Origin of the sequence: Citrobacter portucalensis, assembly GCF_023374935.1 — a bacterium.
GTDB lineage: Bacteria > Pseudomonadota > Gammaproteobacteria > Enterobacterales > Enterobacteriaceae > Citrobacter > Citrobacter portucalensis.
Genome location: NZ_CP092467.1, coordinates 210,990 through 233,864 on the forward strand (window position 1 = coordinate 210,990; position 22,875 = coordinate 233,864).

A 22,875-nucleotide genomic window follows, 5' to 3' on the forward strand; every position below is an offset into this window, starting at 1 on the left:
AAAATGCCGTCCTGCCGGGCGGCATTTATTTTCCCGAACTTAATACAAGGATATGCTGAATGATTTCACGCTGGCAATGGATTCTCAGGCAGACACTTAAAAAGCTATGGTTCAGGGCAACGTTATTCGCAATGGTAGCAATAATAACGGCCCTTTTATCTATTCTTTTTAGATCAATGATCCCAGAGTCAGTATCAGTGAAGGTTGGTGCGGAAGCAGTTGATAATATTCTGAACATACTGGCATCGAGTATGCTGGCGGTGACCACATTTTCACTGAGTATCATGGTCACCGCTTACGGTTCAGCCACTACTAATGTGACGCCCAGAGCCACGCGTTTAGTTGTAGAAGACGTAACCACACAAAATGTACTGGCCACTTTTATCGGTTCTTTTCTCTTCAGCCTGGTAGGGATTATTGCCCTCAATATGGGAGCCTACGGAGAAAGGGGTAGAGTCATTTTATTCATTGTAACACTGGTTGTCATTGCCTTAATAATCATCACATTGCTTCGCTGGATACAGCATTTGACCTCTCTGGGCAGGGTAGGTGAGACAACAGCAAAAGTAGAACAGGCGGCGATCGAGACATTTATTGCGAGAGCAAAAAGTCCATGTCTTGGCGGATATCCATGGCTTGAGAACAATGAACAACCAAAAGGAACTGTTGCCGTATATCCGGAGAAAATTGGCTATGTTGAATATATTGACATGGTCAAGCTCGGCAGTCTGCTGAGCAATGATCCTCGTCATGTATATCTTGTGGCGCAGCCAGGCAGTTTCATACATCCATCGATGCCAGTTTTGTACCTGAGTTCTGGTCAGGAGTCATCAATCTGTACCGATTTACTTGAAACGATCATTGTCTCGGATGTGCGTTCATTTGCTCAGGATCCCCGATTCTGTCTCAGCGTCATGGCCGAAATAGCCTGCAGGGCCCTTTCGCCCGCAGTAAACGATCCCGGTACTGCGATTGATGTCATTGGCAGAGGTGTTCGAATACTCTCCGCTTACGCGCAGAATAAAATAGATGAAACTGAAGTGATATATCCTTCAGTACATGTTGCGCCACTTCAGATCAAAGACCTACTGGAAGACTTTTTCTTACCTGTTGCACGTGATGGTGCGAGTATGAGGGAGATTCAGATAAGAGTCCTTAAAGGACTGTCTATGCTGAGTAAGGGTTGGCCTGGGATGTTTGCTGAAGCCGCACATATACTGGCATCTGAAACATTAGAGCATGCAACTCGTACTGATCATATAGCCCATGACGAATATCTTATAAAATCAATTTATTATAATTTATTCAGTGGCGAAAATCCTAATAAAAAACCATAGTTGCGGGACAAAGGATTTGTCCTCTGGCAAGGTGAAAGCAAAGCATTCCAGTGAGAATGAGCGTCTACTTTGAGCTGTGATTTCAACTGATGGACGCAACACAATTATTGAACTCACAGCGTGAAGCGGACGTAGCTAATTTTGCACAGCCCTCGATTAGAAAATTTAAGAATCCAGCCTTCAATGGTGTCATGGCGACAGGCAATACTCCAGTCCAGTGGCATATGAAGCCACATTGTCGCTGCCGGGAATTTGTTTCACCCATTATCGCACCGGAGAACAGGCAGAAGACGAAGCAGCGCTTATGGCAGCGATCCTTGCAGATGCAATGAATGCCGGAGCTGAACGAATGGCACAGAGTTCACGGGATGTCACCATTCACCGGATGATGGTCATGGTGGAGCGTCATTTACGCGCTGCAATCTATGCATCTACCACCTCGGTACTAGTCGACGCGCAGCAGGACCATCCTTTTGCCGCAATCTGGGGGGATGGTCACGTATCATCCTCGGACGGACAGTTCTTCCCGGCTGGCGGACGGGGTGAAGCCAGCCTTGAATACAATGCAAAATACGGCAAGCGGCCAGGCGCGTCGATTTATGGCTTTTTGTCGAACTGGTTTGCGTCCTTTTTCTCCAGAATGATCCTGGCCTCTGAGAGTGAGGCGCCTTACGTACTCGACGGTTTGCTTCACAACGAAAGTTCTGTGGAGATTCATGAGCATGCCACTGATACTGCCGGTGCGACTGAAACAACATTTTCGATGTTTCACTCCTTTGGCTACAGGCTCATACCCCGCATTCACAACCTCGGGAGTCGCAGGCTGTACGTCATTACGCCCTCAGAGGAGTACAGGCCACTTGATGCTCTGATTGCCGGAAGGGCCAGGATGGATGTTATAGAGCAACGCTGGGATGAAGTGCTGCGGCTTAAGGCTTCGATCGGAGCTGGTCTGATGCCACCGTCGTTGATACTAAAAAAGCTGGCTGCCTCCCCCAGACAAAACAGGCTCAACCAAGCCCTGCGTGAAATGGGACGTATTGAACGCTCTATTTTTATCTGTGACTGGCTGCTTGATACCCGCTTACGTCGCAGATCGCATGCCATCCTTAACAAAGGTGAAAGTCGTCAAGTGCTTGCCCGCGCCATAATGGTACTGGATTAAGCTGATGAAGCCCATGGACCCGCCACCGGCGATGGTCGCCAGCGCCATTCTCGGGCACCGCCACGATGCTCCAGCTCTTGCCCGACTGCAGGAAGCCGGGGATTAATCTACCCGTGTTTTCCGGTTTCAGCCCCCGCCCGCTTAAAAAACTGTTCACGGCTAACCAGTGCTGGACGTCTTTCCTCGACGCCGGTGGTTTGCGCGGTATCGAAGTCGAAGCCGTCACCAAAATGCTCGCCTGCGGGACCCGCATCGGCGGCGTGAAGGAATATGGCTGCGATAATCCTGACTGCCACCATGTTAAATATATCACCAACGCCTGCCACAGCCGTACCTGCCCCTCCTGCGGGAAAAAGGCCACTGACCTCTGGATTGCCGCTCAGCTTAACCGCCTGCCGGACTGCGACTGGATACACCTGGTCTTCACCCTCCCCGACTCGCTGTGGACTCTGTTTGAGGTCAACCGCTGGCTGCTCAACGACCTCTGCCGCCTCGCTGTCGATAACCTGCTGAATGCCGCCGGCAAAAGGGCGCTGGATATCGGTATTTTCTGCGCGATTCACACTTATGGACGTCGTCTCAACTGGCACCCTCATGTCCACGTATCTGCCACCTGCGGCGGCATCAATGCGCTCGGAAAGTGGAAGAAAATCAGCTTCCGCAAGGATGCCATGCGCACCCGCTGGATGTGTAATATCCGCCAGTTGCTGCTGAGCGTCTGGTCTGAAAGTATTGCAATACCATCCTCTCTCACCCATATCACCACCGAATCACAGTGGCGCAGCCTGGTTCTGACCACCGGCGGCGATTACTGGCATGTATACATGTCAAAAAAGACGGTCGGGGGCAAAAACACCGTGAAATACCTGGGCCGTTACCTGAAAAAGCCGCCGATTGCAGGCTCGCGGCTGGCACACTATGCCGGAGGCACCATGCTGATCTTTCGCTACCACGACCACAATACGGGAAAGCAGGCCACGGAAACGCTGACGCAGCGGGAAATCGTGGCGCTGCTGAAACAGCACATCCCGGAGAAGTTTTTACGGATGGTGCGCTATTTTGGTTTTCTGGCCAACCGGGTGTGCGGAGAAAAGCTGCCGGTGGTCTACAGCGCGCTGGGGATGGAAAAACCGGAGCCGAAGGTGTGCTATGCGCAGATGAGTAAGCAGTTCCTGCGGCGAGACCCGTTTGAATGCGTGCTGTGTGGAGGCAGGATGGTCTACCGTCGTGCAATATCGGGGCTGAATGTGGCAGGGCTGAAGAAAAATGCGCGGGATATCAGTCTGCTGAGGTATATCCCAGGCTGATGCAGAATAAATGTGCCTGTAATTCGGGGGGGAGTATAAAAAACAGCCCGCCGCGGTATAAAAATCGACCTCGTGTAGAGAGAAATACCGGAGTGATGGGAAAAACGGTTTACCGCACGAGGCATAAGTTGCGGACAGCAGTATCGCCTAGTTTTTCAATTTACTATACGTCAAGGTTCTTAGTGAGCCGTTTTTAAAAGAAATGATAAGATAACATTGTTTATAAATTGTTGATGTTTGATTTAGTAGCATATGAAATCCAGCAGCTTTATAGGGTTTTCCTTTTATCTCTGCTTGCTGGGTTCCAGAAACGTTAAATTTTAAACGGAGGGGGCTTTTGTTTAAGGCAAATCATGTTCCGGTATTAATGTATCATCATGTCAGCCATTGCCCTGGGCTGGTTACACTTTCTCCCGAGACATTCCGGAAACAAATGAAATGGTTGGCTGAAAACAACTGGAAAACACTGTCATCAGATGAACTGGAGTTTTTTTATCGGGGTGGAAAACTTCCCCGTAAAAGCGTTATGTTGACATTTGATGATGGATACCTTGACAACTGGTTTCAGGTATATCCTTTATTAAAAGAGTTTAATCTTAAAGCACATATTTTTTTAATTACCGGTTTTATTGGGAATGGTCCGGTTCGTCACTCTCCTGGAAAGGAATATTCTCATCGCGATTGCGAACATCAAATAGCAACCGGGAATGCTGATAATGTTATGCTTCGCTGGTCTGAAGTGAACGAAATGTTGCAATCTGGTCTGGTCGAATTTCATCTTCATACGCATACTCATACACGTTGGGATAAAAAGTTCAGTTCACGAGAAGAACAGTGTAAACATCTTCGACAGGACTTATTGAGCGGGAAAGAATATTTAAAAGAAATGACAGGGAAATGCAGTAAACATTTGTGTTGGCCGGAAGGTTATTATAACAAGGATTATATTCAGGTCGCTGAAGAACTTGGATTCTATTATTTATATACAACAGAAAGAAGAATGAATGCTCCTGCTAAAGGAACTGCTCGGATAGGAAGAATAAGCACCAAGGAACGGGAGAATTGTGCATGGCTGAAAAGACGACTTTTTTATTATACAAGACCGTTTTTTTCATCGTTGCTGGCCCTTCATAAGGGGCCAAGATTACCGGATGATTAATAATGAATATACTATTTACGGAATCATCACCGAATATAGGTGGTCAGGAATTACAGGCTGTTGCTCAAATGAAGGCCCTGAAGAAAATGGGGCATTCAGTTATGCTTGTCTGCAGGGAAAACAGCAAAATTGCTTTTGAAGCCAGTAAGTTTGGAATTGATATCACATTCGCGTTATTTCGAAACAGTCTTCACATTCCTACTGTATGGAGATTACTCGGAATAGTTCATAGTTTTCAGCCCGATGCAATCGTTTGTCACAGTGGACATGATAGCAATATTGTTGGTTTGGTACGGTTATTCACCAGGAAACATCCATTCAGAATTATCAGGCAAAAGACATATTTGACACGAAAAACAAAAGTTTTTTCAATAAATCATTTTTGCGATGAGGTGATTGTTCCCGGAACAAGTATGAAGACACATCTGGAGCAGGAAGGATGTCGAACTCGGGTTACTGTTGTGCCTCCAGGCTTTGATTTCCAGAAATTATACGTTGATTCCCGAAACAGTTTGCCTCCGAGTGTTCTTTCCTGGCTGGCGTCCCGAAGGGGATGCCCCGTTATTGCTCTGGTAGGAATGTTGCGCCCGGAAAAAGGGCACGAATTTATGTTGAATTTACTGTTCCATTTAAAAATGAATGGACGACAGTTCTGTTGGTTGATTGTGGGGTTTGGTTCGCCTGAACTGCGGGAGCATTTACAGTATCAGATTGGCAGTATGGGCATGCATGATGATGTTTTTATTGCTGACAATGTTTTTCCTGCCGCCCCCGTATATCGGGTTGCCAGTCTGGTGGTTCTGCCTTCAGAAAACGAATCTTTTGGTATGGTACTGGCAGAAGCATCGGCATTTTCTGTGCCTGTAGTGGCCAATCAGATTGGTGGAATCCCTGATGTTATTCAGAACAACCAGACCGGGACATTGTTACCAGCAGGTAATAAGCACGCATGGATGTGCGCCCTGAATGATTTTTTTAATGACCCTGGGCGTTTTTATCAGATGGCTCGCCTGGCAAAACAGGATATAGAAGAGCGGTTTGATATTAATAAAACTGCGTTAAAAATTCTCACATTAGCGAAGCACAAGTAACAATATGTTTTCTGTAAGTAACTTATCATTTATCGGTTTCCTTAAAAGGATTGCTTTTTCCTCAGATTCACTACCGGGGAAGTGGGAACACAGAAAATTTCGGTTCATGTACATTTTGCGATGTGCTATAAATCCGGTTGCCAGTATTCGATATTATTACGAACTGCGTTCCTTGCAGTGCATTGAGGATATTCTGGCAATACACCCCACGTTGCCAGCAAGAATTCATCGCCCTTATTTGCATAAAGGGGGAAGCGCCTGGACCCGGGGACAATATATTCTTGAGCATTATCGCTTTGTGCAAAATTTGCCAGAAAAATATTCTGAATTTTTGTTTCCACAAAAATCGGTATCATTAGTCCAATTCATCGGGAAAGATGGAGAGAATTTTGATATCCAGTGTTCTCCCAGTGGTTTTGACCGGGAAGGAGAGTTGACGTTGTCATTGTTTTTCAATAAAACAGTGATTGCCCGGTTAACATTTTCAGTCATTCTGACTCAAAATGGATACACCGCTTTTATTGGCGGATTGCAGGGAGCCCCTAAAAATACCGGACCTGATGTTATTCGGTGCGCAACCCGGGCCTGTTATGGGCTTTTCCCAAAACGGATTATTTTTGAAGCATTTTGTGCGTTGATGAAAGCTTGTAATGTCTCTGAGTGTCTGGCAGTCAGTGAGCACAGTCATGTTTTCCGGCAATTGAGATACCGGTATCAGAAACGCAAAACCTTTGTTGCGGTCTACAGTGATTTCTGGGAGTCTGTAGCAGGAAAAACCTGTGGTGACTGGTACAGATTACCAACACAGGTGGTTCGAAAGCCGCTAAGCGATATAGCCAGTAAAAAACGCTCTGAGTACCGAAAACGATACGCTTTGCTGAATTATATCCATGAAACTACTATCCGCTCTTTGGATGCATATCCTGTAAACTCAGAACATCAGGACGGCTTTGTTGAATAAATCAGATTTCGGGTAAGTCTCCCCCGTAGCGGGTTGTGTTTTCAGGCAATACGCACGCTTTCAGGCATACCTGCTTTCGTCATTTTGGGGTCCGCTTGGAAAACGGAATCTATGGTCACTCCCGTTTTTGCAACACCGATTTTGACGACAAGTTGGCTTGCTTGAATCTATCCGGCGTCTGAATGGGATTTTATTCCCGCGCCTTGATGAGTTCCGCGCCTGATGAACCTCCAGAAAATATACGGCTTCAATGAGCCTTTCCGTTTTACAGGTTCCTCAACAGGCCGGTGGGCCGTTAGTATCATCAATATCAGTATTCGCAAAACCAGATCAGTAATTCTTTAAACCGGTGTATTTCTGCCGTTATGCTACATAAGTTTGCTGTCGTGCCGTTAGGGCCCAGGCTATTCTGGCCAGCTTGTTTGCCAGAGCACAAGTGACGACAAAGTTGCTTTTCCGGCACAGTAAATCCCTGACCCAATCGGCCAATTTGCCAGACTGGTGTTCCAGTTTTTGTATGAATACCCTGGCACATTGAACCAACAAAGTTCGGATCTTTTTATTACCTCGCTTACTAATTCCCAGCAATGTCGTCCTACCTCCCGTGCTGTACTGCCGAGGTACAAGCCCTGTTGCCGCCGCAAAGTCACGGCTGCTGGCGTACTGCTTCCCGTCGCCAATCTCAGTTGAAATAGTACTCGCTGTCAGTGTTCCGACGCAGGGAATGCTCAGCAAGCGCTGTCCAACCTCATCTTCGTCCAACTTTCGTTTCAACTGGGATTCCAAATCTTTAATCTGCTCAACAAGATAGTGATAATGCTGTTGTAATTTCAGCAATAACTGGCTGAGGTAAAGAGGCAAACTATTATCCTCAAGAATGGTACTCAGTCGGCTAATAACGGCAGCTCCTCGGGGAACGCTAATGCCAAATTCCAGCAGAAAAGCATGCATTTGATTGGTTGTTTTTACCTTATCCTGAACCAGGGATTCACGGACACGATGCAGAGCCCGCATTGCCTGCTGAGATTCCGTTCTGGGCTGCACAAAACGCATAGACGGACGCGATGCAGCTTCACAAATAGCTTCGGCGTCGACAAAGTCGTTTTTATTGCTTTTAACGAACGGGCGGACAAATTGTGGTGATATCAGCTTTGGGGAATGCCCCAACTCTTCCAACTTGCGTGCCATAAAGTGAGAACCGCCACAGGCTTCCATTGCGATGGTTGTAGCGGGGCATGTCGCCAAAAATTCGATCAACTTTGGCCGGGTAAATTTTTTACGGTAAACAGCCTTCCCGCGACGATCCTGGCAATGAATATGGAAAGAGTTTTTACCCAGATCGATACCAATGAGCGCAATGTTTTCCATGATAGTTCTCCGAATGAAAGCCTGTCCTCAGCATAGTACCGGGAAGGAGGGAGTGACCATCTCATTAAATAAAGCACGCTAAGCCGGTGGCAGCGGTCGCAATGGCCTGAACTTCCCCGCACCGACCTTGGCACTGCTGCGCCATAGGTAATCGCCGGTCAGGTTGATATGCTCCCACCCCAGCGGGGACAGATAGGGCGAATGATTGGATCACCGCCTTGCCGTCGCTGCTCGCAGCAGCCAGCTTCATGGCCAGCGCCGCCTCGTGAGTCTGCGCGTCAAAGTTTCTGAACTTGGTCGCATCAGCGCCGAGGTAAGCAAGGATGCGCATTTTTTCAGTAAGCGGTGGCTCGGGGTGTGCAGCAACTTTTGGGGCGAGCTGAACGACCTGAACCCATTCCTCCTGCGAAATCGCACCGGTAATAGCCTGCATGTTGCGCCCGAGTTCCTGCATGATCTTGCGTAGCGCCAGTGGCTCAACCTGGGTAGCGTCACCAGCCCAAGCTGGCAACAGAAAACCCCATAAAAGCAGGCAGGCCGTAACGGTCAGGGTGATAGTTCCAAATGCGTGGCTGTGTTTGCGGTGGGTCATGAAATTCTCCTGTAATTCAATCGTTCTCTCATTCGAACTCCCGCCCTTCGCCAGCTTCCTCATGGGTCACGCCGTCGCGGATGTGGTAGATGCGCTTGAATGTGGGGATGATCTTTTCGTCATGGGTGACGACGATGATGGCGGTCTCGAACTTCCGGGCCATGTCGTTGAGGATGCGGATTACAGCCATGGCGCGCTCGGAATCCAGCGGCGCAGTGGGTTCATCGGCCAGGATCACCGGCGGACGATTGACCAGTCCGCGCGCGATGGCGACCCGTTGCTGCTCGCCACCGGAGAGTTGCGAGGGCATTGCGCGAGCTCGGTGTTGCACATCAAGCGCTGTGAGCAATTCCAGTGCCTTCGCGCGCGACTCTCCATTCGCGACGCCTGCAAGCATCGGCAGCAGCGCCACGTTGTCGGTGACATCGAGAAACGGAATCAGGTACGGCGCCTGGAAAACGAAACCGATCTTGTCACGCCGTAAGGCGCGCAGGTCGCGGACTTTCCAGCCATCGGCGTAGATCACTTCATCGCCCAGCGTCATGCGACCGGCGGTCGGTTCGATCACCGCACCCAGACACTTGAGCAGCGTGCTCTTGCCGGACCCGGAAGGGCCGATCAGTCCCACCACTTCACCAGGCGCAACATGCATATTCACGTCTCTCAAGGCAAAGACAGCGGTGTCACCATCGCCATACCGCTTGCTTAAACTTTCGATGTGTATCCCTTTGCTACTCATCTCAACCTCCAATGGCTTCGGCCGGATCAACCTTGAGTGCTATGCGAATGGCGACGAGGCTAGCTAGAACGCAGATCACGAGCACGGCAAAAAAACCGGCGACAGAATCCATTGGCGTGAGCAGGACATATTTTGGAAAAGCCGGTGCTGAAAAGGTGGCTGTGATCTTGCCGACCACGAAGCCAATCACGCCCAGGGCGAGCGCCTGCTGCATGATCATCGCGGCGATGGTTCGGTTGCGTGTGCCGATGAGCTTCAACACCGCGATCTCACGGATTTTGTCCATCGTCAGCGAATAGATGATGAAGGCAACGATGGCCGCGCTAACGATGGCCAGAATCACAAGGAACATGCCGATCTGCTTGGCCGAGGTGGCGATCAGCTTGCCGACGAGGATGTCTTCCATCTGTGCCCGGGTGTAGACCGTCAAACGCTTCCAGCGCTGGATGGATTCGGCAACCTCGTCCGGCGCATGACCAGGTTTCAGAGTGACCAGCACGGCATTGACGAACGCGTTGCTGCTCTGTGAAGCAATCACGGCATCCAGCAAACCTGGATCACCGGGTCGATTGAAGACCGGGTTGGCTTCGGTGCGACGCCGGCTTTGCCAGATGGCATCGTTGTCCTTGAGGAACTGGGCCTCCTGGGCATCTTTGAGCGGAATGAATACCATCGGGTCGCCGCTGGACGACACCATGCGCCGTGTCAGCCCCACGACGGTGTAATGATTGCGGCGAATGGCAAGACGATCTCCCAGTTTGAAGCCGGTGGCGATGTCGGCCACAGCCTCGTAGTGACCGCGCGTGATCTGGCGTCCAGCGACGAGATAAGGAGGCCATCCGGGTGTAGCCCCCAACGCACCGGGCGCGATGCCGACCACCATGGTGCGTACATCACTCTCGCCCTTGCGTACCTGCATGGTCAGGTAGGTCGCGTTCGCTGCCTGTGAGACTCCCGGCATGGCGAGAATGGCGCGATACACGTCATCGTTGAGGCTGGACGACTCCGCATAAGGACCCAGAGTATCCTTTTGCACCACCCAAAGGTCAGCGCCACTGTTGTCGAGCAACGCCTTGCCGTCGTCCACCATGCCTCGGTACACCCCAGCCATGACTAGGGTGACGCCGATCAGCAGACCCAGACCGATGCCGGTGAAGACGAATTTCCCCCAGGCATGGAGAATGTCGCGGCCGGCCAGGCTGATCATCGTGAAACTCCCGGGATATGCTCGACCACATGGATGCGGCTGCGCGCCGTCAGTGCCTTTTCGCTATAGGTCACAACCTGGTCCCCATTCTTGAGCCCTTCGCGCACCTGCACGTAACCATTGAGGTCGGAAGTGCCGAGCTTGACCGGGGAGAAATGCAGATCACCATCCACGATTTGCCAGACACCAACTTTATCGCCTTCACGCTGGACGGCAGCGTTGGGGATCAGTGGAGCGGCCGGAAGCGCCGGCAAGTCAACCGTGACTTCGGCCAGTTCACCCACTGGTGGCAAAGGTTCTGGTTTGTTATCGAATGTCACCTTGGCAAGCGTTTCCTCGGTTACCGCGTCGGCCTTGGGTTCCACCCGCAGCACGCGACCTTTCAAGGTCTGGCCACCACGCGAACGCAGGACGATATGAGCCGGCAGCCCCCCAGCCAGCCCCGATGCGCTGATCTGGTCGAAGCGCACATTGATCCACAAACTCTTGGGGTCGATCACTTCCACCACGGCCTGGCCCGCGACGATGGTCGTGCCGGGATCGGCATCGCGCACGGCGACTACACCGTCGACCGGCGCGATCAGGCGCAGATTGCTCCGCTGCGCGACGAGTGCTTCGCGGTCGGAGCGTGCCCGGGCAATATCTTCCCGAGCGGCGGATAGGGCGGCATCGGCGATCTGCAGTTCCTGCCGCTTGGTGGTGACGATTTCCTCGCTGGTCGAGCGCACCGCAAACAATTGCTCATAGCGGCGCGCCTGGGTTTGCGCGTAGGCTTGCCGGGCTTCTGCCTCGCGCAAAGCCGCTTCCGCCCGCTTGAATACAGACTCCTGTGAGCGCACCCGATCATCAAGGTCGACCGGCTCCATCTCGCCGAGCACCTGTCCGGCCTTGACCTGGTCGCCTACATGCACCTCCAGGCGTTTGACGCGCCCGGCAAACGTCGGTCCGATCTTGTAGGTGTAGCGCGCCTCCACCGTGCCGATGCCGAACAGCGCCGGTGTGATAGCCTGTGATTCCACGCTTGCCACCGTCACAGCGACCGGGGCGAGCGGCCCTGATCGCAGACCGACATAAATAAAAAGCACCAGCAAAGGAATGATGACGGCAAGCAGTGCCAGGGTGCGGCCTTGCAAGGGTAACTTTTTCATTGCGCACTCCTTATGCCACGCCGATAAATTGCAAAGACGCGCGGCGCATCGCGGTGCATACGTCCCACATCACCCGCCAACAGCGATTGCATGACCAAGCCCTGGATCGTGCCAATGAACAGCGTTGCCGCCGCCTCGTTGTCAAGCGAGGGAGACAACTCGCCGCTGGCCTTGCCTTTCTCGATGAGACGATGCAAACGTTCGCCGTAGCGCTGAATCAAGGTTTGCACCATGCGCTTGGCCGGTGTCGATTCGGCACGCTGAAGCTCACCAAACATCATTCTTGGCACGCCTGGGTGCTCAGCTACGAATTCGATATGACTCATGAACATCGCCTCCATGGCTGCCAAGGGCGACTCGATTCCTTGTGCGGATCGATCGATTCTGGCTAATAGGCGCTCTGCTACCCACTCCATGACCGCCTGCCAAATGGCTTCCTTGTTCGGGAAGTGCCGAAACAGCGCACCCTGGGTCAAGTTCATGTGTTTAGCGATAGCCGCAGTGGTTATCTCGCTTGGGTTTTGTGAACCGGCAAGCGCCACGACGGACTCGACAGTTACGGCACGACGTTCATCGGCCGGCAGATGCTTTGGATGGGTGTCCACGAGCACTCCTTGTAAGATAGTAATTGATTACTATCTTACCACAAGAGGCAACTCAAACAAGAGAAAACCCGACGTACTCGTCAATATCTAGAGTCTGCAATGGGCTTAACGTGCTTTATTTAATGAGATGGTCACTCCCTCCTTCCCGGTACTATGCTGAGGACAGGCTTTCATTCGGAGAACTATCATGGAAAACATTGCGCTCATTGGTATCGATCTGGGTAAAAACTCTTTCCATATTCATTGCCAGGATCGTCGCGGGAAGGCTGTTTACCGTAAAAAATTTACCCGGCCAAAGTTGATCGAATTTTTGGCGACATGCCCCGCTACAACCATCGCAATGGAAGCCTGTGGCGGTTCTCACTTTATGGCACGCAAGTTGGAAGAGTTGGGGCATTCCCCAAAGCTGATATCACCACAATTTGTCCGCCCGTTCGTTAAAAGCAATAAAAACGACTTTGTCGACGCCGAAGCTATTTGTGAAGCTGCATCGCGTCCGTCTATGCGTTTTGTGCAGCCCAGAACGGAATCTCAGCAGGCAATGCGGGCTCTGCATCGTGTCCGTGAATCCCTGGTTCAGGATAAGGTAAAAACAACCAATCAAATGCATGCTTTTCTGCTGGAATTTGGCATTAGCGTTCCCCGAGGAGCTGCCGTTATTAGCCGACTGAGTACCATTCTTGAGGATAATAGTTTGCCTCTTTACCTCAGCCAGTTATTGCTGAAATTACAACAGCATTATCACTATCTTGTTGAGCAGATTAAAGATTTGGAATCCCAGTTGAAACGAAAGTTGGACGAAGATGAGGTTGGACAGCGCTTGCTGAGCATTCCCTGCGTCGGAACACTGACAGCGAGTACTATTTCAACTGAGATTGGCGACGGGAGGCAGTACAGCACGGGAGGGACGACATTGCTGGGAATTAGTAAGCGAGGTAATAAAAAGATCCGAACTTTGTTGGTTCAATGTGCCAGGGTATTCATACAAAAACTGGAACACCAGTCTGGCAAATTGGCCGATTGGGTCAGGGATTTACTGTGCCGGAAAAGCAACTTTGTCGTCACTTGTGCTCTGGCAAACAAGCTGGCCAGAATAGCCTGGGCCCTAACGGCACGACAGCAAACTTATGTAGCATAACGGCAGAAATACACCGGTTTAAAGAATTACTGATCTGGTTTTGCGAATACTGATATTGATGATACTAACGGCCCACCGGCCTGTTGAGGAACCTGTAAAACGGAAAGGCTCATTGAAGCCGTATATTTTCTGGAGGTTCATCAGGCGCGGAACTCATCAAGGCGCGGGAATAAAATCCCATTCAGACGCCGGATAGATTCAAGCAAGCCAACTTGTCGTCAAAATCGGTGTTGCAAAAACGGGAGTGACCATAGATTCCGTTTTCTGAGACGTCCCCTAGCTGGCTTATCAGGCAGATTCCGGACCGCTTTTTTGACGTTTTATCCGGAACCGAATGCGCGGAAATTGATGGTATTGCGCATGACGGTTTACTGCATGATACTGAACACAAGACAGCATACCCTGTTGCAGGAAGAGGTTTCCGAAAGGTGGATAACTGATCGGATGCTATCAGTCCATCACATCATCATGGCACCGACAGTTCCCGGACCCCATCCCCGACAGCATCAGAACCAATATCCTCCCGCTATGCGGTGTATTTAACGAGAGAGTCATAAATGGAGCAACTGAACGGCACGCCGCCTTGCCTTATGAAGGCGTGGAAGAAGCATGAACACGAACTTCTTTGCTGGTTACTCAGACAAGTGGGTAATGAGGCTGATGCTGATGATCTGATACAGGAAACCTTTCTCCGGGCAATACGACAACATGGGAAATTCTGTGCCATCGTGAATGCCAGAGCCTGGCTGTTTGAGGTTGCCCGGCATCTGCTTATTGATAAAAGCCGCCAGCAGCGTCCATTTATGCCTCTCCACGATGATTTATCATTGCCGGATAATACGCCTGAAACTGTCGACTCACTGGCTGGTTGTCTGCCCCGCATCCTGGATAAAATGGCAGAGTCTGATCGGATTATCCTTACGCTCTGTGATCTTGAGGGGATGAAACAGGCTGATTTTGCAGACCGAAATGGTCTGACACTTGCGGCAACCAAATCGCGTTTATCCCGGGCGAGGGATAGGCTGCATAGGAAACTTTCCAGCAATTGCCAGATCAGACTGGATGAGTATGGTCGGGTATGTTGTTTCACTCCCAAGTGAAGAATCTGTTTCCCCTTCTGGGGTTACCGATAAGCTATTGCAGTGAAATCCTGTTCAATAACATTTCTCAGCAAATGAAATAAATCGAAAAAAACTGCATCCTTTTCTGTCAAACAGCGTCTTCCCGAAAAACAACCGTCGTGAGGCCTGTCCGTTATGTTCCAGATTTTCACTGATTTTGCCACCTAGCTGGTCTATGAATGCCTTAGTCTGAGTCCTGCAACCAAACTCGGGGAGGCGATCCACTTTTTTGTCGAAGACGTGAGCAAAATTTTCGTTCTCTTGCTGGTCATGATCTACTTTGTGGCCATACTACGGGCCTCGCTGGATATTGAGAGGGTAAGAAACTATCTTGCAGGTAAGCACCGTGGAATGGGGTATTTACTGGGCTCCTGCTTTGGCGCCGTTACTCCGTTCTGTTCCTGCTCAAGTATCCCGGTATTTCTGGGGTTTACTTCGGCTGGTATCCCCCTCGGGATTACCATGGCCTTTCTCATCACATCCCCCCTTATCAATGAAGTCGCCGTCCTGCTTCTGGTCAGCCTGCTCGGATGGAAGTTCACGCTCATTTATATTGCTGTCGGAATGGCTGTTGGTATGGCTGGCGGTGCTTTTCTTGATCGGATTAAGGCCGAACGCTGGTTAGCCGATTTTGCCGCCGATGCCCTCAGAGACGGGCAGCAACATCAAACTGATGAGATCCGACAATCTACCATGGCACCGCATATGCCTCTCTCAAAGCGACATGCCTTTGCTAAAGAGGAAACTCTCACCATTTTTAAGCGTGTCTGGCTCTGGGTCATTCTCGGAGTAGGACTTGGTGCGGCATTGCATGGATTTGTGCCCGACGGATGGATCGCGTCGCATCTCGGTGCCGGTCAGTGGTGGACTGTCCCTGTAGCTGTGCTGGTTGGCATACCTCTCTATTCCAATGCTACCGGTGTGATCCCTGTGATGGAGAGTCTGATCACGAACGGCCTGCCAGTGGGGACAACTCTGGCTTTTTGCATGAGCACTGTGGCTGCCAGCTTTCCTGAGTTCATTCTGCTCAAACAGGTGATGAAGTGGCAATTACTGTGCACCCTGCTGTTGCTGTTGTTGACCTCTTTCACACTGGTTGGCTGGATTTTTAACGTTGTATTCCCGTTAATTCCCTGAAGAGGATTATAAAATGAAGCATGTAAAAGTACTGGGTACAGGCTGTTCCGGTTGTAAAACAACCATCCGCCTTATCCAGCAGGTGGCTGATGAGAGAGGCGTCGCTATTCAGCTTGAAAAAGTGGAGTCACTGTCTGAAATAATGAAACACAAAGTGATGGCGACCCCGGCGGTTGTCGTTGATAACATCGTTGTACATACCGGAGGAATACCATCAAGAGACATTATCGAAAGCTGGCTCTGACCTGCAGGCAGGGAAATAATTCCTGTTCGTTCATTGCCTGAAATATCAAGCTCTGATCTCTGTAGAGGACTTCCGGCAGCCCCTTTTTTAATGAAAAGTTCAGACCCAGAGATGAAGGTATACCTTCATCTCTGTCGCGGAGCTCCGCCACAGCAGGTAAAGTTTACACTCTGATATCTCACTTATCACAGTCAGTTCAGGTCCGTTTTTTGCTCTCTGACAGCTGGCCGTCTTACTGCAGTCCCTGTTCAGCCTTTAGTTATCATATTCCTGACGCTTATTCGTTTAAAGTCTGAAACTTCGCTTCAAGCTCAAGTATTCTGAGACACATCTGCTCAATAAGTTCTGGTGTGATGGTTTTTTTAAAACGAGCGATGAGTTCAGCATCCGTGTCATCCATATATTTTATGGGTTTATCAAATGCAACCTGGCTAAGCTGGGCAAGCGCAAGAACTTCATCAATCATAAGGATTTTCTTCATAATGTCGCCTTTTCTTCCCGACTCAGGGTTTTAATGCCAGTCTGGAATTAAGTTTTCCCGGATTTTCCTCCGGGTTCCGACTTATCTGAGCATTAACAGCGGGACTCTGGTCTGTTCGAGCATCGCAGTTGTGTTACTGCCGATGAAAAAACGTCGCAGGGAAGAGTGCCCATATGCCCCCATGACAATCAAATCCACGCCGTTGTCTGCGGCGTAACGACAAAGCGCCTCCGTTACCGAGCGTCCTTCAGCTAACCGGGATATCGCACTGATGCCAGCGCACTGCAGACTACGCTTTGCCTCTTCGAGGGTATGAGCATCGCCGTTAACCATTACGATATGACATTCCAGGCTCTGCAGCAGAGGGCTGAGCGTCAGTCGACGCAGGTTTCTCCGGCTTTCCTCACTGCCATCAAACGCAAACATGACTCTTGAAGGTACAGAAAAAGTTTCAGGTACAATCATTACCGGCTTTTTCTGCAGGCGGATAATGCTCTCCAGATTGCTGCCAACCGGGTTCTGTGCTCCCCGGCGACCGAGCACCATCATACGAATACCCTTCAGGTCAGCCAGGATGATATCCAGTGCGCCATGTTTCTGAAGTTGCTGAACATCCGGGATACCGATCTGGCTGAGCAGTTCCGCGCATCCGGCAAGAATGGCGCGTCCCTGAGTCATCAGCAGGCGGTTACGCTCCCCTTCTATTCGGACAAGGTCCTGCGTCAGTTGCTCCCGGCTGTCAATACCGATAGTCCCCGTAAGGTCAGAAACTGCCGGTTGTTCATTTTTTTCAAGCACATGCAGCAGGGCAAGAGGAACGTCAAGCTTCCCGGCAATCCAGGCTGCATACTCACACACGGCGCGTGTTGATGACGATCCATCCACGCAGGCAATAACGGTGTTGTCCATAGCATTAATTCCTGACATTAATGACCTCCCATCAGTTTTTCGATTTCTTCGGGTTTATCGTGAACACCAAAGCGATCAACGATAGTACGGGTTGCTTCGTTCATCCCGCGGATCTCAACGTCTGTTCCTTCTCTGCGGAATTTAATAACCACCTTATCCAGTGCGCTGACCGACGTGATATCCCAGAAATGGGCATGCGTAACATCAATGACAACTTTCTCTGCAGCTTCGCGAAAATCAAAATACGCCATAAAGCGGTCGGCGGAGGCAAAGAACACCTGCCCGGTGACCTTATAGAGCCGGGACTCTTCCCTGAGTTCTGAAGAGACAGCCAGAAAACGCGCCACTTTAGTGGCAAAATTCAGGGAAGCGATAAGCACACCGGTCAGTACCCCGAATGCCAGATTATGAGTGGCCACCACCACCACCACTGTTGCCAGCATCACCACGCTGGTAGAAATGGGATGGCTTTTAAGGTCGGTAACTGAACGCCATGAAAAGGTACCAATCGAAACCATGATCATTACGGCGACAAGCGCGGCCATAGGGATTTGCGAGACCAGGTCCCTCAGAAAGACTACCATACACATCAGGACCACACCGGCAGTGAGGGTGGACAGACGGCCCCGACCGCCGGATTTCACGTTGATAACAGACTGACCAATCATTGCACAGCCCGCCATTCCCCCGACAAATGAGGTGCAGATATTAGCGATGCCCTGAGCCTTGCATTCCCTGTTTTTATCACTGGGGGTATCCGTCATATCGTCCACAATCGTGGCTGTCATCATTGATTCCAGTAACCCTACAATGGCGAGGCCTGCGGAGTAAGGGAGAATAATCAGGAGCGTATCAAGATTCAGCGGGATATCCGGCACCAGGAAGACCGGCAGACTGTCAGGCAGTTTGCCCATATCCCCGACCGTACGCACGTCCACATGCAGCCATATGGCAATCGCCGTAAGCACCACGATACAGACAAGGGGTGAGGGGATTGTTTTATTCAGATACGGGAAGAGGTAGATAATGGCGAGCCCTACTGCCGTCATAGCATAAACATGCCAGGTCACATTGGTGAGCTCAGGTAACTGCGCCATGAAAATCAGGATCGCGAGTGCATTAACGAATCCGGTCACCACGGAGCGTGAGACGTAGCGCATGAGACCGCCGAGTTTAAGATAACCGGCTATCAGCTGGAATACGCCGGTCAGTACGGAGGCAGCCAGTAAGTACTGTAGTCCATGATCCTTCACCAGGGTCACCATCAGGAGCGCCATTGCCCCCGTTGATGAAGATATCATCGCCGGGCGACCACCAAAGAAGGCCATAATCAGCGGGATACAGAAAGCGGAGTAAAGCCCCACCTGAGGGTCAACACCGGCAATAATGGAAAAGGCGATCGCTTCTGGAATGAGTGCGAGCGCGACAACAATACCAGCCAGCACGTCACCACGGACGTTACCCAGCCAGTCCTTACGCGTCGAGGACAGCAACATAGTAATTTCTCAGTTTTTAGATGTAGTTAGCCCCGGAGGACATAAGTTTCAAATACGATAAAACACATCCGCAGACGGGATGTTATTACGTGCGTTCTGAGGCTCGCTCAGTACGGCGGAGGAAGGGAAAACTCAGGGTGGCGTAATGCGCATGATCAGCAGATAAATCCTTGAAAGCAGGTACTCAGCCCTCAGTGAACAGAATAAGTCAGCGTAATGTACTTTAGTGCTGACCACGTGCTCTGTATGATACAGAATCTATCTACTATAAACGAAAATACAGCACGATCAATGCTCACACTCTATATGGGACGTTCGTACCTGGACATGATTATCTGTGTTCAATGTCCCCGCATGACCGTCTTAACATCCAGAATATTACGTTTCCAAAAAAACCAGAAATGATTAAAAAATGAGCTTAACGAATGGAAGGGACTTCCCCTGGATATGCGCCTGATTAACTCTTGTGCAATCATGGGGTAAACATAGCCCCGGAGGGATTCGTTATGACCATCACGACTGTCGGTATCGATCTTGCTAAAAATGTGTTCGCTGTTCACTGCGTTGACCAACACGGTAAAACTGTTCTGGTTAAACCCAAAGTATCGCGTGCTGCCCTTCCTGAGCTGATTGCCAGTTTACCTCCCTGTGTTATCGGGATGGAGCCATGCTCCGGGGCTCACTACTGGGCAAGGTTGTTTCGGCAATATGGTCATGAACCACGGCTGATGGCTGCTAAATTTGTATCTCCTTACCGCATGGCCGGTAAATCAGGCAAAAATGATGCAGCTGATGCTCAGGCTATCTGTGAAGCAGTTCGTCGCCCGCATATGCGGTTTGTACCAGTGAAGGATGAGAGCCAGCAGGCGATGCAATGCCTACACCGTATCAGACAGGGTTTTATCGAAGAGAAAACAGCAACATATAACCGATTGAGAGGTTTGATATCGGAATTCGGTGTCATCGCCCCACAAAGTACAGATGCCCTGCGTCACATGGTTTCTGAGCAGAAGAGTTCTTTGCCACTTCAGGTTCAACAATGTGTTAATGACCTGCTGGAACACATTGATCGTATTGAAGATAATATTACTGAATATGACCGGATTTTGTCCCGCATGGCAAAAACAGATCACCGCAGCCAGCGATTGATGGAACTGAAAGGGATTGGTCCCACAACGGCCTGTGCGCTGGTCGCCAGTATCGGTAATGCACACGATTTTAAAAATGGGCGACAACTGGCAGCCTGGCTGGGACTAACGCCATCGCAGTACAGCAGTGGTGGGAAATCAAAGCTTGGCAGGATAACTAAAGCTGGCGATTCGTATCTGCGAACGCTACTGGTTCAGGGGGCTCGTTCGGTTCTGATTGGTGCCGAGAAAAGGACTGATTTATTCAGTCGTTGGGTCTGTTCACTGGTCGATCGCAGAGGATACTGGCGTGCCGTTGTAGCCATCGCCGCCAAAAACGCAAGGCTGTGCTGGGCATCATTGCATTACGGTGATGATTTCAGGCTGTACTCAGCCAGCTAAAGCACGAAACAAAATAACCATCTGACCTGCAATTCGTTGATGATAAAGGGTTAGACCCCGTGAGGCCTATCTGGCTATTGTACAGGATATACGTATCCGCTTAACGAACAAGAACCTCACGCGCGTCTTTCATCAGGGTCCGAATCGATGACGATTCATCATGGCCGTTTATAGTACCGCAGTCTCTCCCCTTTATTTTTACTGAAGAGCAGACAGAAACCATAAACACCGGCGTTGACACGCCGGGGAAGCCCTTATAGTACAATAATTTTCGATATCCAAACTGACCCCAATCACATCACTGCCCGGTTGTATGCGCGAGGTTACCGACTGCGGCCTGAGTTTTTTAAGTGACGTAAAACCGTGTTGAGGCCAACGCCCATAATGCGTGCACTGGCGCGACATCCGACGCCATTCATGGCCATATCAATGATTTTCTGGTGCGTACCGGGCTGAGAGGCGGTGTAAGTGAACTGTAGTTGCCATGTTTTACGGCAATGAGAGCAGAGATAGCGCTGATGTCCGGCAGTGCTTTTGCCGTTACGCACCACGCCTTCAGTAGCGGAGCAGGAAGGACATCTGATGGAAATGGAAGCCACGCAAGCACCTTAAAATCACCATCATACACTAAATCAGTAAGTTGGCAGCATTACCTATTATCCGTATATTAAGTCAGCATCAGAATGCCGGCCGTCATATCAACTGGCAATAGTCAGTTACCACATTGCGCTACGTGAAAACTGACAGGGTTACAGGGGTGTACCAGGTCAGAATTCACGTAGCGCATCCTCTTCTTCTCTGCTCCATTCTCATTATGGTCCGATCATGTATGTCCTGGCATTACCCCATTTCTCCCAAAAACCGTAAAACAGCCCTCAGGCCGCGTCATGACTGGCTTTAACGTGGATCTATGTTGAAAAAGGATCCTTTACGCATTTGGTTTTACCCGCAATAATGCGGGATAAGACAATAAAAGGATCCGCGCGCTGCGATTTATTGTCATGGCAGGATCGGCCGGTCAGGTGCAAAATACCTGTATCCATAAAAAGTGCGTGCGCTACGTGAAAAATAGCCGATGAACAACGTCATTCCCCTGCAGAATTCACCAGAACGCGTTTCGTTGTTGCCGATCGCCCCGGGCGTTGATTTTGCGACCGCCGTGGCATTACGACGCATGGCCACCTCCACCGGTGCCACCCCGGCTTATCTGCTGGCGCCGGAAGTGAGTGCCCTCCTCTGGTATATGCCCGACCAGCGCCATCACATGCTGTTCGCCACCATGTGGAACACCGGTATCCGTATCGGAGAAGCCCGGACGCTGACCCCGGAGTCATTTGATCTCGATGGTCTGCGACCCTTTGTGCGGGTACTGTCTGAAAAAGTACGGGCCCGACGCGGGCGCCCACCGAAAGATGAGGTCCGCCTGGTCCCGCTGACCGATATAAGCTATGTCAGGCAGATGGCGAGCTGGATGGTCACCACCCGTCCCCGCCGGCGTGAACCGCTGTGGGCCGTCACCGATGAAACCATGCGTAACTGGCTGAAGCAGGCCGTTAAGCGGGCCGAAGCTGACGGGGTCCATTTTTCAATTCCGGTAACGCCCCATACCTTCCGGCACAGCTATATCATGCATATGCTCTATCACCGCCAGCCCCGGAAAGTGATTCAGGCGCTGGCCGGCCACAAGGATCCGCGCTCGATGGAGGTATATACCAGAGTGTTTGCGCTGGATATGGCGGCCACACTAGCCGTGCCGTTCACCGGTGACGGGCATGATGCCGCGCAGATCCTCCGGACACTTCCCCCTCTGACGTGACAACGTCACTCGCCACAGTTTATATAAGCTGTAGTGAGTAAATCTTCCCGGAGATAAGCTGTAGTGAGTGAAATAAGCTGTAGCAGGCAACATAAGCTGGAGTAAGCAGATTGTGATATGTGGAAGCCTGATGCAATAAGTCCGCAGGGCTGCGGCAACTGCAGAAAAACAATGGTGGAAGTTTGTTGCTCAGGAAGCACGGGCCTCAGACATGAGCCGCACTCATCACCGCTTATATAAGCTGTAGTGAGCAGGACACTCACCAGAGGCAGCAATATAAGCTGTAGCAAGTAAACAGAGAGGTGTTACTCACTACAGCTTATGT

Annotated in this window: 19 protein-coding genes and 4 pseudogenes; 13 read left to right on the plus strand and 10 right to left on the minus strand. The window is 50.6% G+C overall.

Annotated elements, in window-relative coordinates; all coding sequences use genetic code 11:
* Positions 1-59: 59 nt before the first annotated feature.
* The 7 genes and pseudogenes from LY264_RS25770 to virK all read left to right on the plus strand — a co-directional run bounded on the left by LY264_RS25770 (position 60) and on the right by virK (position 7,020).
* The gene (locus tag LY264_RS25770) at positions 60-1,337 is read left to right on the plus strand and encodes a DUF2254 domain-containing protein (RefSeq protein WP_153754019.1); all 1,278 of its coding nucleotides are present in this window, start codon (positions 60-62) and stop codon (positions 1,335-1,337) included.
* Positions 1,338-1,590: 253 nt separating this feature from the next.
* A pseudogene (locus tag LY264_RS25775) lies at positions 1,591-2,493 on the plus strand (Tn3 family transposase); the annotation flags it as partial.
* Positions 2,489-2,608: pseudogene (locus LY264_RS25780) on the plus strand (hypothetical protein); the annotation flags it as partial. The pseudogenes LY264_RS25775 and LY264_RS25780, both read left to right, overlap by 5 nt.
* On the plus strand, positions 2,568-3,809 hold the full coding sequence (locus tag LY264_RS25785; RefSeq protein WP_153754018.1) for an IS91 family transposase: 1,242 nt from the start codon (positions 2,568-2,570) through the stop codon (positions 3,807-3,809). The pseudogene LY264_RS25780 and the gene LY264_RS25785, both read left to right, overlap by 41 nt.
* Before the next feature lie 367 nt (positions 3,810-4,176).
* Positions 4,177-4,968, plus strand: coding sequence for a polysaccharide deacetylase family protein (locus tag LY264_RS25790; RefSeq protein ID WP_172694119.1), 792 nt, complete (start codon positions 4,177-4,179; stop codon positions 4,966-4,968).
* A gap of 2 nt (positions 4,969-4,970) precedes the next feature.
* Positions 4,971-6,059: a putative hexosyltransferase CapU gene (gene capU, locus LY264_RS25795; RefSeq protein WP_153754016.1), complete on the plus strand. Its 1,089-nt coding sequence runs from the start codon at positions 4,971-4,973 to the stop codon at positions 6,057-6,059.
* A 4-nt stretch (positions 6,060-6,063) separates the two neighbouring features.
* Entirely contained in the window at positions 6,064-7,020 is a 957-nt protein-coding gene (virK, locus tag LY264_RS25800) for a virulence factor VirK (RefSeq protein WP_153754015.1), read from the plus strand.
* A gap of 363 nt (positions 7,021-7,383) precedes the next feature.
* Here virK and LY264_RS25805 read toward each other — a convergent pair whose 3' ends face one another.
* From LY264_RS25805 to LY264_RS25830, 6 genes and pseudogenes are all read right to left on the minus strand, one after another.
* Positions 7,384-8,388 carry an IS110-like element IS4321 family transposase gene (locus tag LY264_RS25805; protein WP_000427623.1) on the minus strand — a complete coding sequence of 335 codons (1,005 nt, stop codon included), beginning with the start codon at positions 8,386-8,388 and terminating at the stop codon, positions 7,384-7,386.
* Between the two features lie 151 nt (positions 8,389-8,539).
* Positions 8,540-8,980: pseudogene (locus tag LY264_RS25810) on the minus strand (hypothetical protein); the annotation flags it as partial.
* Positions 8,981-9,008: 28 nt separating this feature from the next.
* Positions 9,009-9,719, minus strand: coding sequence for an ABC transporter ATP-binding protein (locus LY264_RS25815; protein WP_022652302.1), 711 nt, complete (start codon positions 9,717-9,719; stop codon positions 9,009-9,011).
* Between the two features lies 1 nt (position 9,720).
* Complete coding sequence (locus LY264_RS25820) at positions 9,721-10,926, minus strand: ABC transporter permease (protein ID WP_022652303.1); 1,206 nt, start codon at positions 10,924-10,926, stop codon at positions 9,721-9,723.
* Complete coding sequence (locus LY264_RS25825) at positions 10,923-12,074, minus strand: efflux RND transporter periplasmic adaptor subunit (RefSeq protein ID WP_022652304.1); 1,152 nt, start codon at positions 12,072-12,074, stop codon at positions 10,923-10,925. Before LY264_RS25825 ends, LY264_RS25820 begins: the two co-directional genes overlap by 4 nt.
* The gene (locus LY264_RS25830; RefSeq protein WP_004393990.1) at positions 12,071-12,679 is read right to left on the minus strand and encodes a TetR/AcrR family transcriptional regulator; all 609 of its coding nucleotides are present in this window, start codon (positions 12,677-12,679) and stop codon (positions 12,071-12,073) included. The genes LY264_RS25825 and LY264_RS25830 overlap by 4 nt, the downstream gene beginning before the upstream one ends.
* Before the next feature lie 187 nt (positions 12,680-12,866).
* Between LY264_RS25830 and LY264_RS25835 the strand changes: the two genes are divergently transcribed.
* The 4 genes from LY264_RS25835 (at position 12,867) to LY264_RS25850 (ending at position 16,319) form a co-directional block, all read left to right on the plus strand.
* Positions 12,867-13,817 (plus strand): IS110 family RNA-guided transposase, encoded by a 951-nt coding sequence (locus LY264_RS25835; protein WP_249457703.1) that lies wholly within the window; start codon positions 12,867-12,869, stop codon positions 13,815-13,817.
* A 557-nt stretch (positions 13,818-14,374) separates the two neighbouring features.
* On the plus strand, positions 14,375-14,917 hold the full coding sequence (locus LY264_RS25840; RefSeq protein ID WP_022652305.1) for a sigma-70 family RNA polymerase sigma factor: 543 nt from the start codon (positions 14,375-14,377) through the stop codon (positions 14,915-14,917).
* 189 nt (positions 14,918-15,106) lie between these two features.
* Positions 15,107-16,075 (plus strand): permease, encoded by a 969-nt coding sequence (locus LY264_RS25845; protein WP_225986354.1) that lies wholly within the window; start codon positions 15,107-15,109, stop codon positions 16,073-16,075.
* A gap of 13 nt (positions 16,076-16,088) precedes the next feature.
* Positions 16,089-16,319 (plus strand): thioredoxin family protein, encoded by a 231-nt coding sequence (locus LY264_RS25850; RefSeq protein ID WP_021314637.1) that lies wholly within the window; start codon positions 16,089-16,091, stop codon positions 16,317-16,319.
* A gap of 277 nt (positions 16,320-16,596) precedes the next feature.
* On the opposite strand, the gene LY264_RS25855 is transcribed toward LY264_RS25850, so the two are convergent.
* From LY264_RS25855 to LY264_RS25865, 3 genes are all read right to left on the minus strand, one after another.
* Positions 16,597-16,800 (minus strand): hypothetical protein, encoded by a 204-nt coding sequence (locus tag LY264_RS25855; RefSeq protein ID WP_022652307.1) that lies wholly within the window; start codon positions 16,798-16,800, stop codon positions 16,597-16,599.
* 81 nt (positions 16,801-16,881) lie between these two features.
* A complete protein-coding gene (locus tag LY264_RS25860) occupies positions 16,882-17,709 on the minus strand; it encodes a universal stress protein (protein WP_032430841.1) in 828 nt (275 codons plus the stop codon).
* 17 nt (positions 17,710-17,726) lie between these two features.
* On the minus strand, positions 17,727-19,205 hold the full coding sequence (locus LY264_RS25865; protein ID WP_022652309.1) for a SulP family inorganic anion transporter: 1,479 nt from the start codon (positions 19,203-19,205) through the stop codon (positions 17,727-17,729).
* Between the two features lie 506 nt (positions 19,206-19,711).
* On the opposite strand from LY264_RS25865, the gene LY264_RS25870 reads away from it, so the two are divergent.
* Positions 19,712-20,734, plus strand: coding sequence for an IS110 family RNA-guided transposase (locus LY264_RS25870; RefSeq protein ID WP_032430957.1), 1,023 nt, complete (start codon positions 19,712-19,714; stop codon positions 20,732-20,734).
* Positions 20,735-21,025: 291 nt separating this feature from the next.
* Here LY264_RS25870 and LY264_RS25875 read toward each other — a convergent pair.
* A pseudogene (locus tag LY264_RS25875) lies at positions 21,026-21,333 on the minus strand (IS1-like element transposase); the annotation flags it as partial.
* Positions 21,334-21,809: 476 nt separating this feature from the next.
* Between LY264_RS25875 and LY264_RS25880 the strand changes: the two are divergent.
* A complete protein-coding gene (locus tag LY264_RS25880; RefSeq protein WP_022652310.1) occupies positions 21,810-22,550 on the plus strand; it encodes a tyrosine-type recombinase/integrase in 741 nt (246 codons plus the stop codon).
* Positions 22,551-22,875: the final 325 nt, after the last annotated feature.

Excerpts from the sequence above, each read along its gene's own strand:
- LY264_RS25785 (WP_153754018.1), top strand. The coding sequence starts at position 2,568 with ATGCTCCAGCTCTTGCCCGACTGCAGGAAGCCGGGGATTAATCTACCC.
- LY264_RS25860 (WP_032430841.1), bottom strand. The coding sequence starts at position 17,709 with ATGGACAACACCGTTATTGCCTGCGTGGATGGATCGTCATCAACACGC.
- LY264_RS25770 (WP_153754019.1), top strand. The coding sequence starts at position 60 with ATGATTTCACGCTGGCAATGGATTCTCAGGCAGACACTTAAAAAGCTA.
- LY264_RS25825 (WP_022652304.1), bottom strand. The coding sequence starts at position 12,074 with ATGAAAAAGTTACCCTTGCAAGGCCGCACCCTGGCACTGCTTGCCGTC.
- LY264_RS25840 (WP_022652305.1), top strand. The coding sequence starts at position 14,375 with ATGGAGCAACTGAACGGCACGCCGCCTTGCCTTATGAAGGCGTGGAAG.
- LY264_RS25865 (WP_022652309.1), bottom strand. The coding sequence starts at position 19,205 with ATGTTGCTGTCCTCGACGCGTAAGGACTGGCTGGGTAACGTCCGTGGT.
- capU (WP_153754016.1), top strand. The coding sequence starts at position 4,971 with ATGAATATACTATTTACGGAATCATCACCGAATATAGGTGGTCAGGAA.
- LY264_RS25855 (WP_022652307.1), bottom strand. The coding sequence starts at position 16,800 with ATGAAGAAAATCCTTATGATTGATGAAGTTCTTGCGCTTGCCCAGCTT.
- LY264_RS25805 (WP_000427623.1), bottom strand. The coding sequence starts at position 8,388 with ATGGAAAACATTGCGCTCATTGGTATCGATCTGGGTAAAAACTCTTTC.
- LY264_RS25870 (WP_032430957.1), top strand. The coding sequence starts at position 19,712 with ATGACCATCACGACTGTCGGTATCGATCTTGCTAAAAATGTGTTCGCT.
- LY264_RS25815 (WP_022652302.1), bottom strand. The coding sequence starts at position 9,719 with ATGAGTAGCAAAGGGATACACATCGAAAGTTTAAGCAAGCGGTATGGC.
- virK (WP_153754015.1), top strand. The coding sequence starts at position 6,064 with ATGTTTTCTGTAAGTAACTTATCATTTATCGGTTTCCTTAAAAGGATT.
- LY264_RS25790 (WP_172694119.1), top strand. The coding sequence starts at position 4,177 with ATGTATCATCATGTCAGCCATTGCCCTGGGCTGGTTACACTTTCTCCC.
- LY264_RS25850 (WP_021314637.1), top strand. The coding sequence starts at position 16,089 with ATGAAGCATGTAAAAGTACTGGGTACAGGCTGTTCCGGTTGTAAAACA.
- LY264_RS25835 (WP_249457703.1), top strand. The coding sequence starts at position 12,867 with ATGGAAAACATTGCGCTCATTGGTATCGATCTGGGTAAAAACTCTTTC.
- LY264_RS25820 (WP_022652303.1), bottom strand. The coding sequence starts at position 10,926 with ATGATCAGCCTGGCCGGCCGCGACATTCTCCATGCCTGGGGGAAATTC.
- LY264_RS25880 (WP_022652310.1), top strand. The coding sequence starts at position 21,810 with ATGAACAACGTCATTCCCCTGCAGAATTCACCAGAACGCGTTTCGTTG.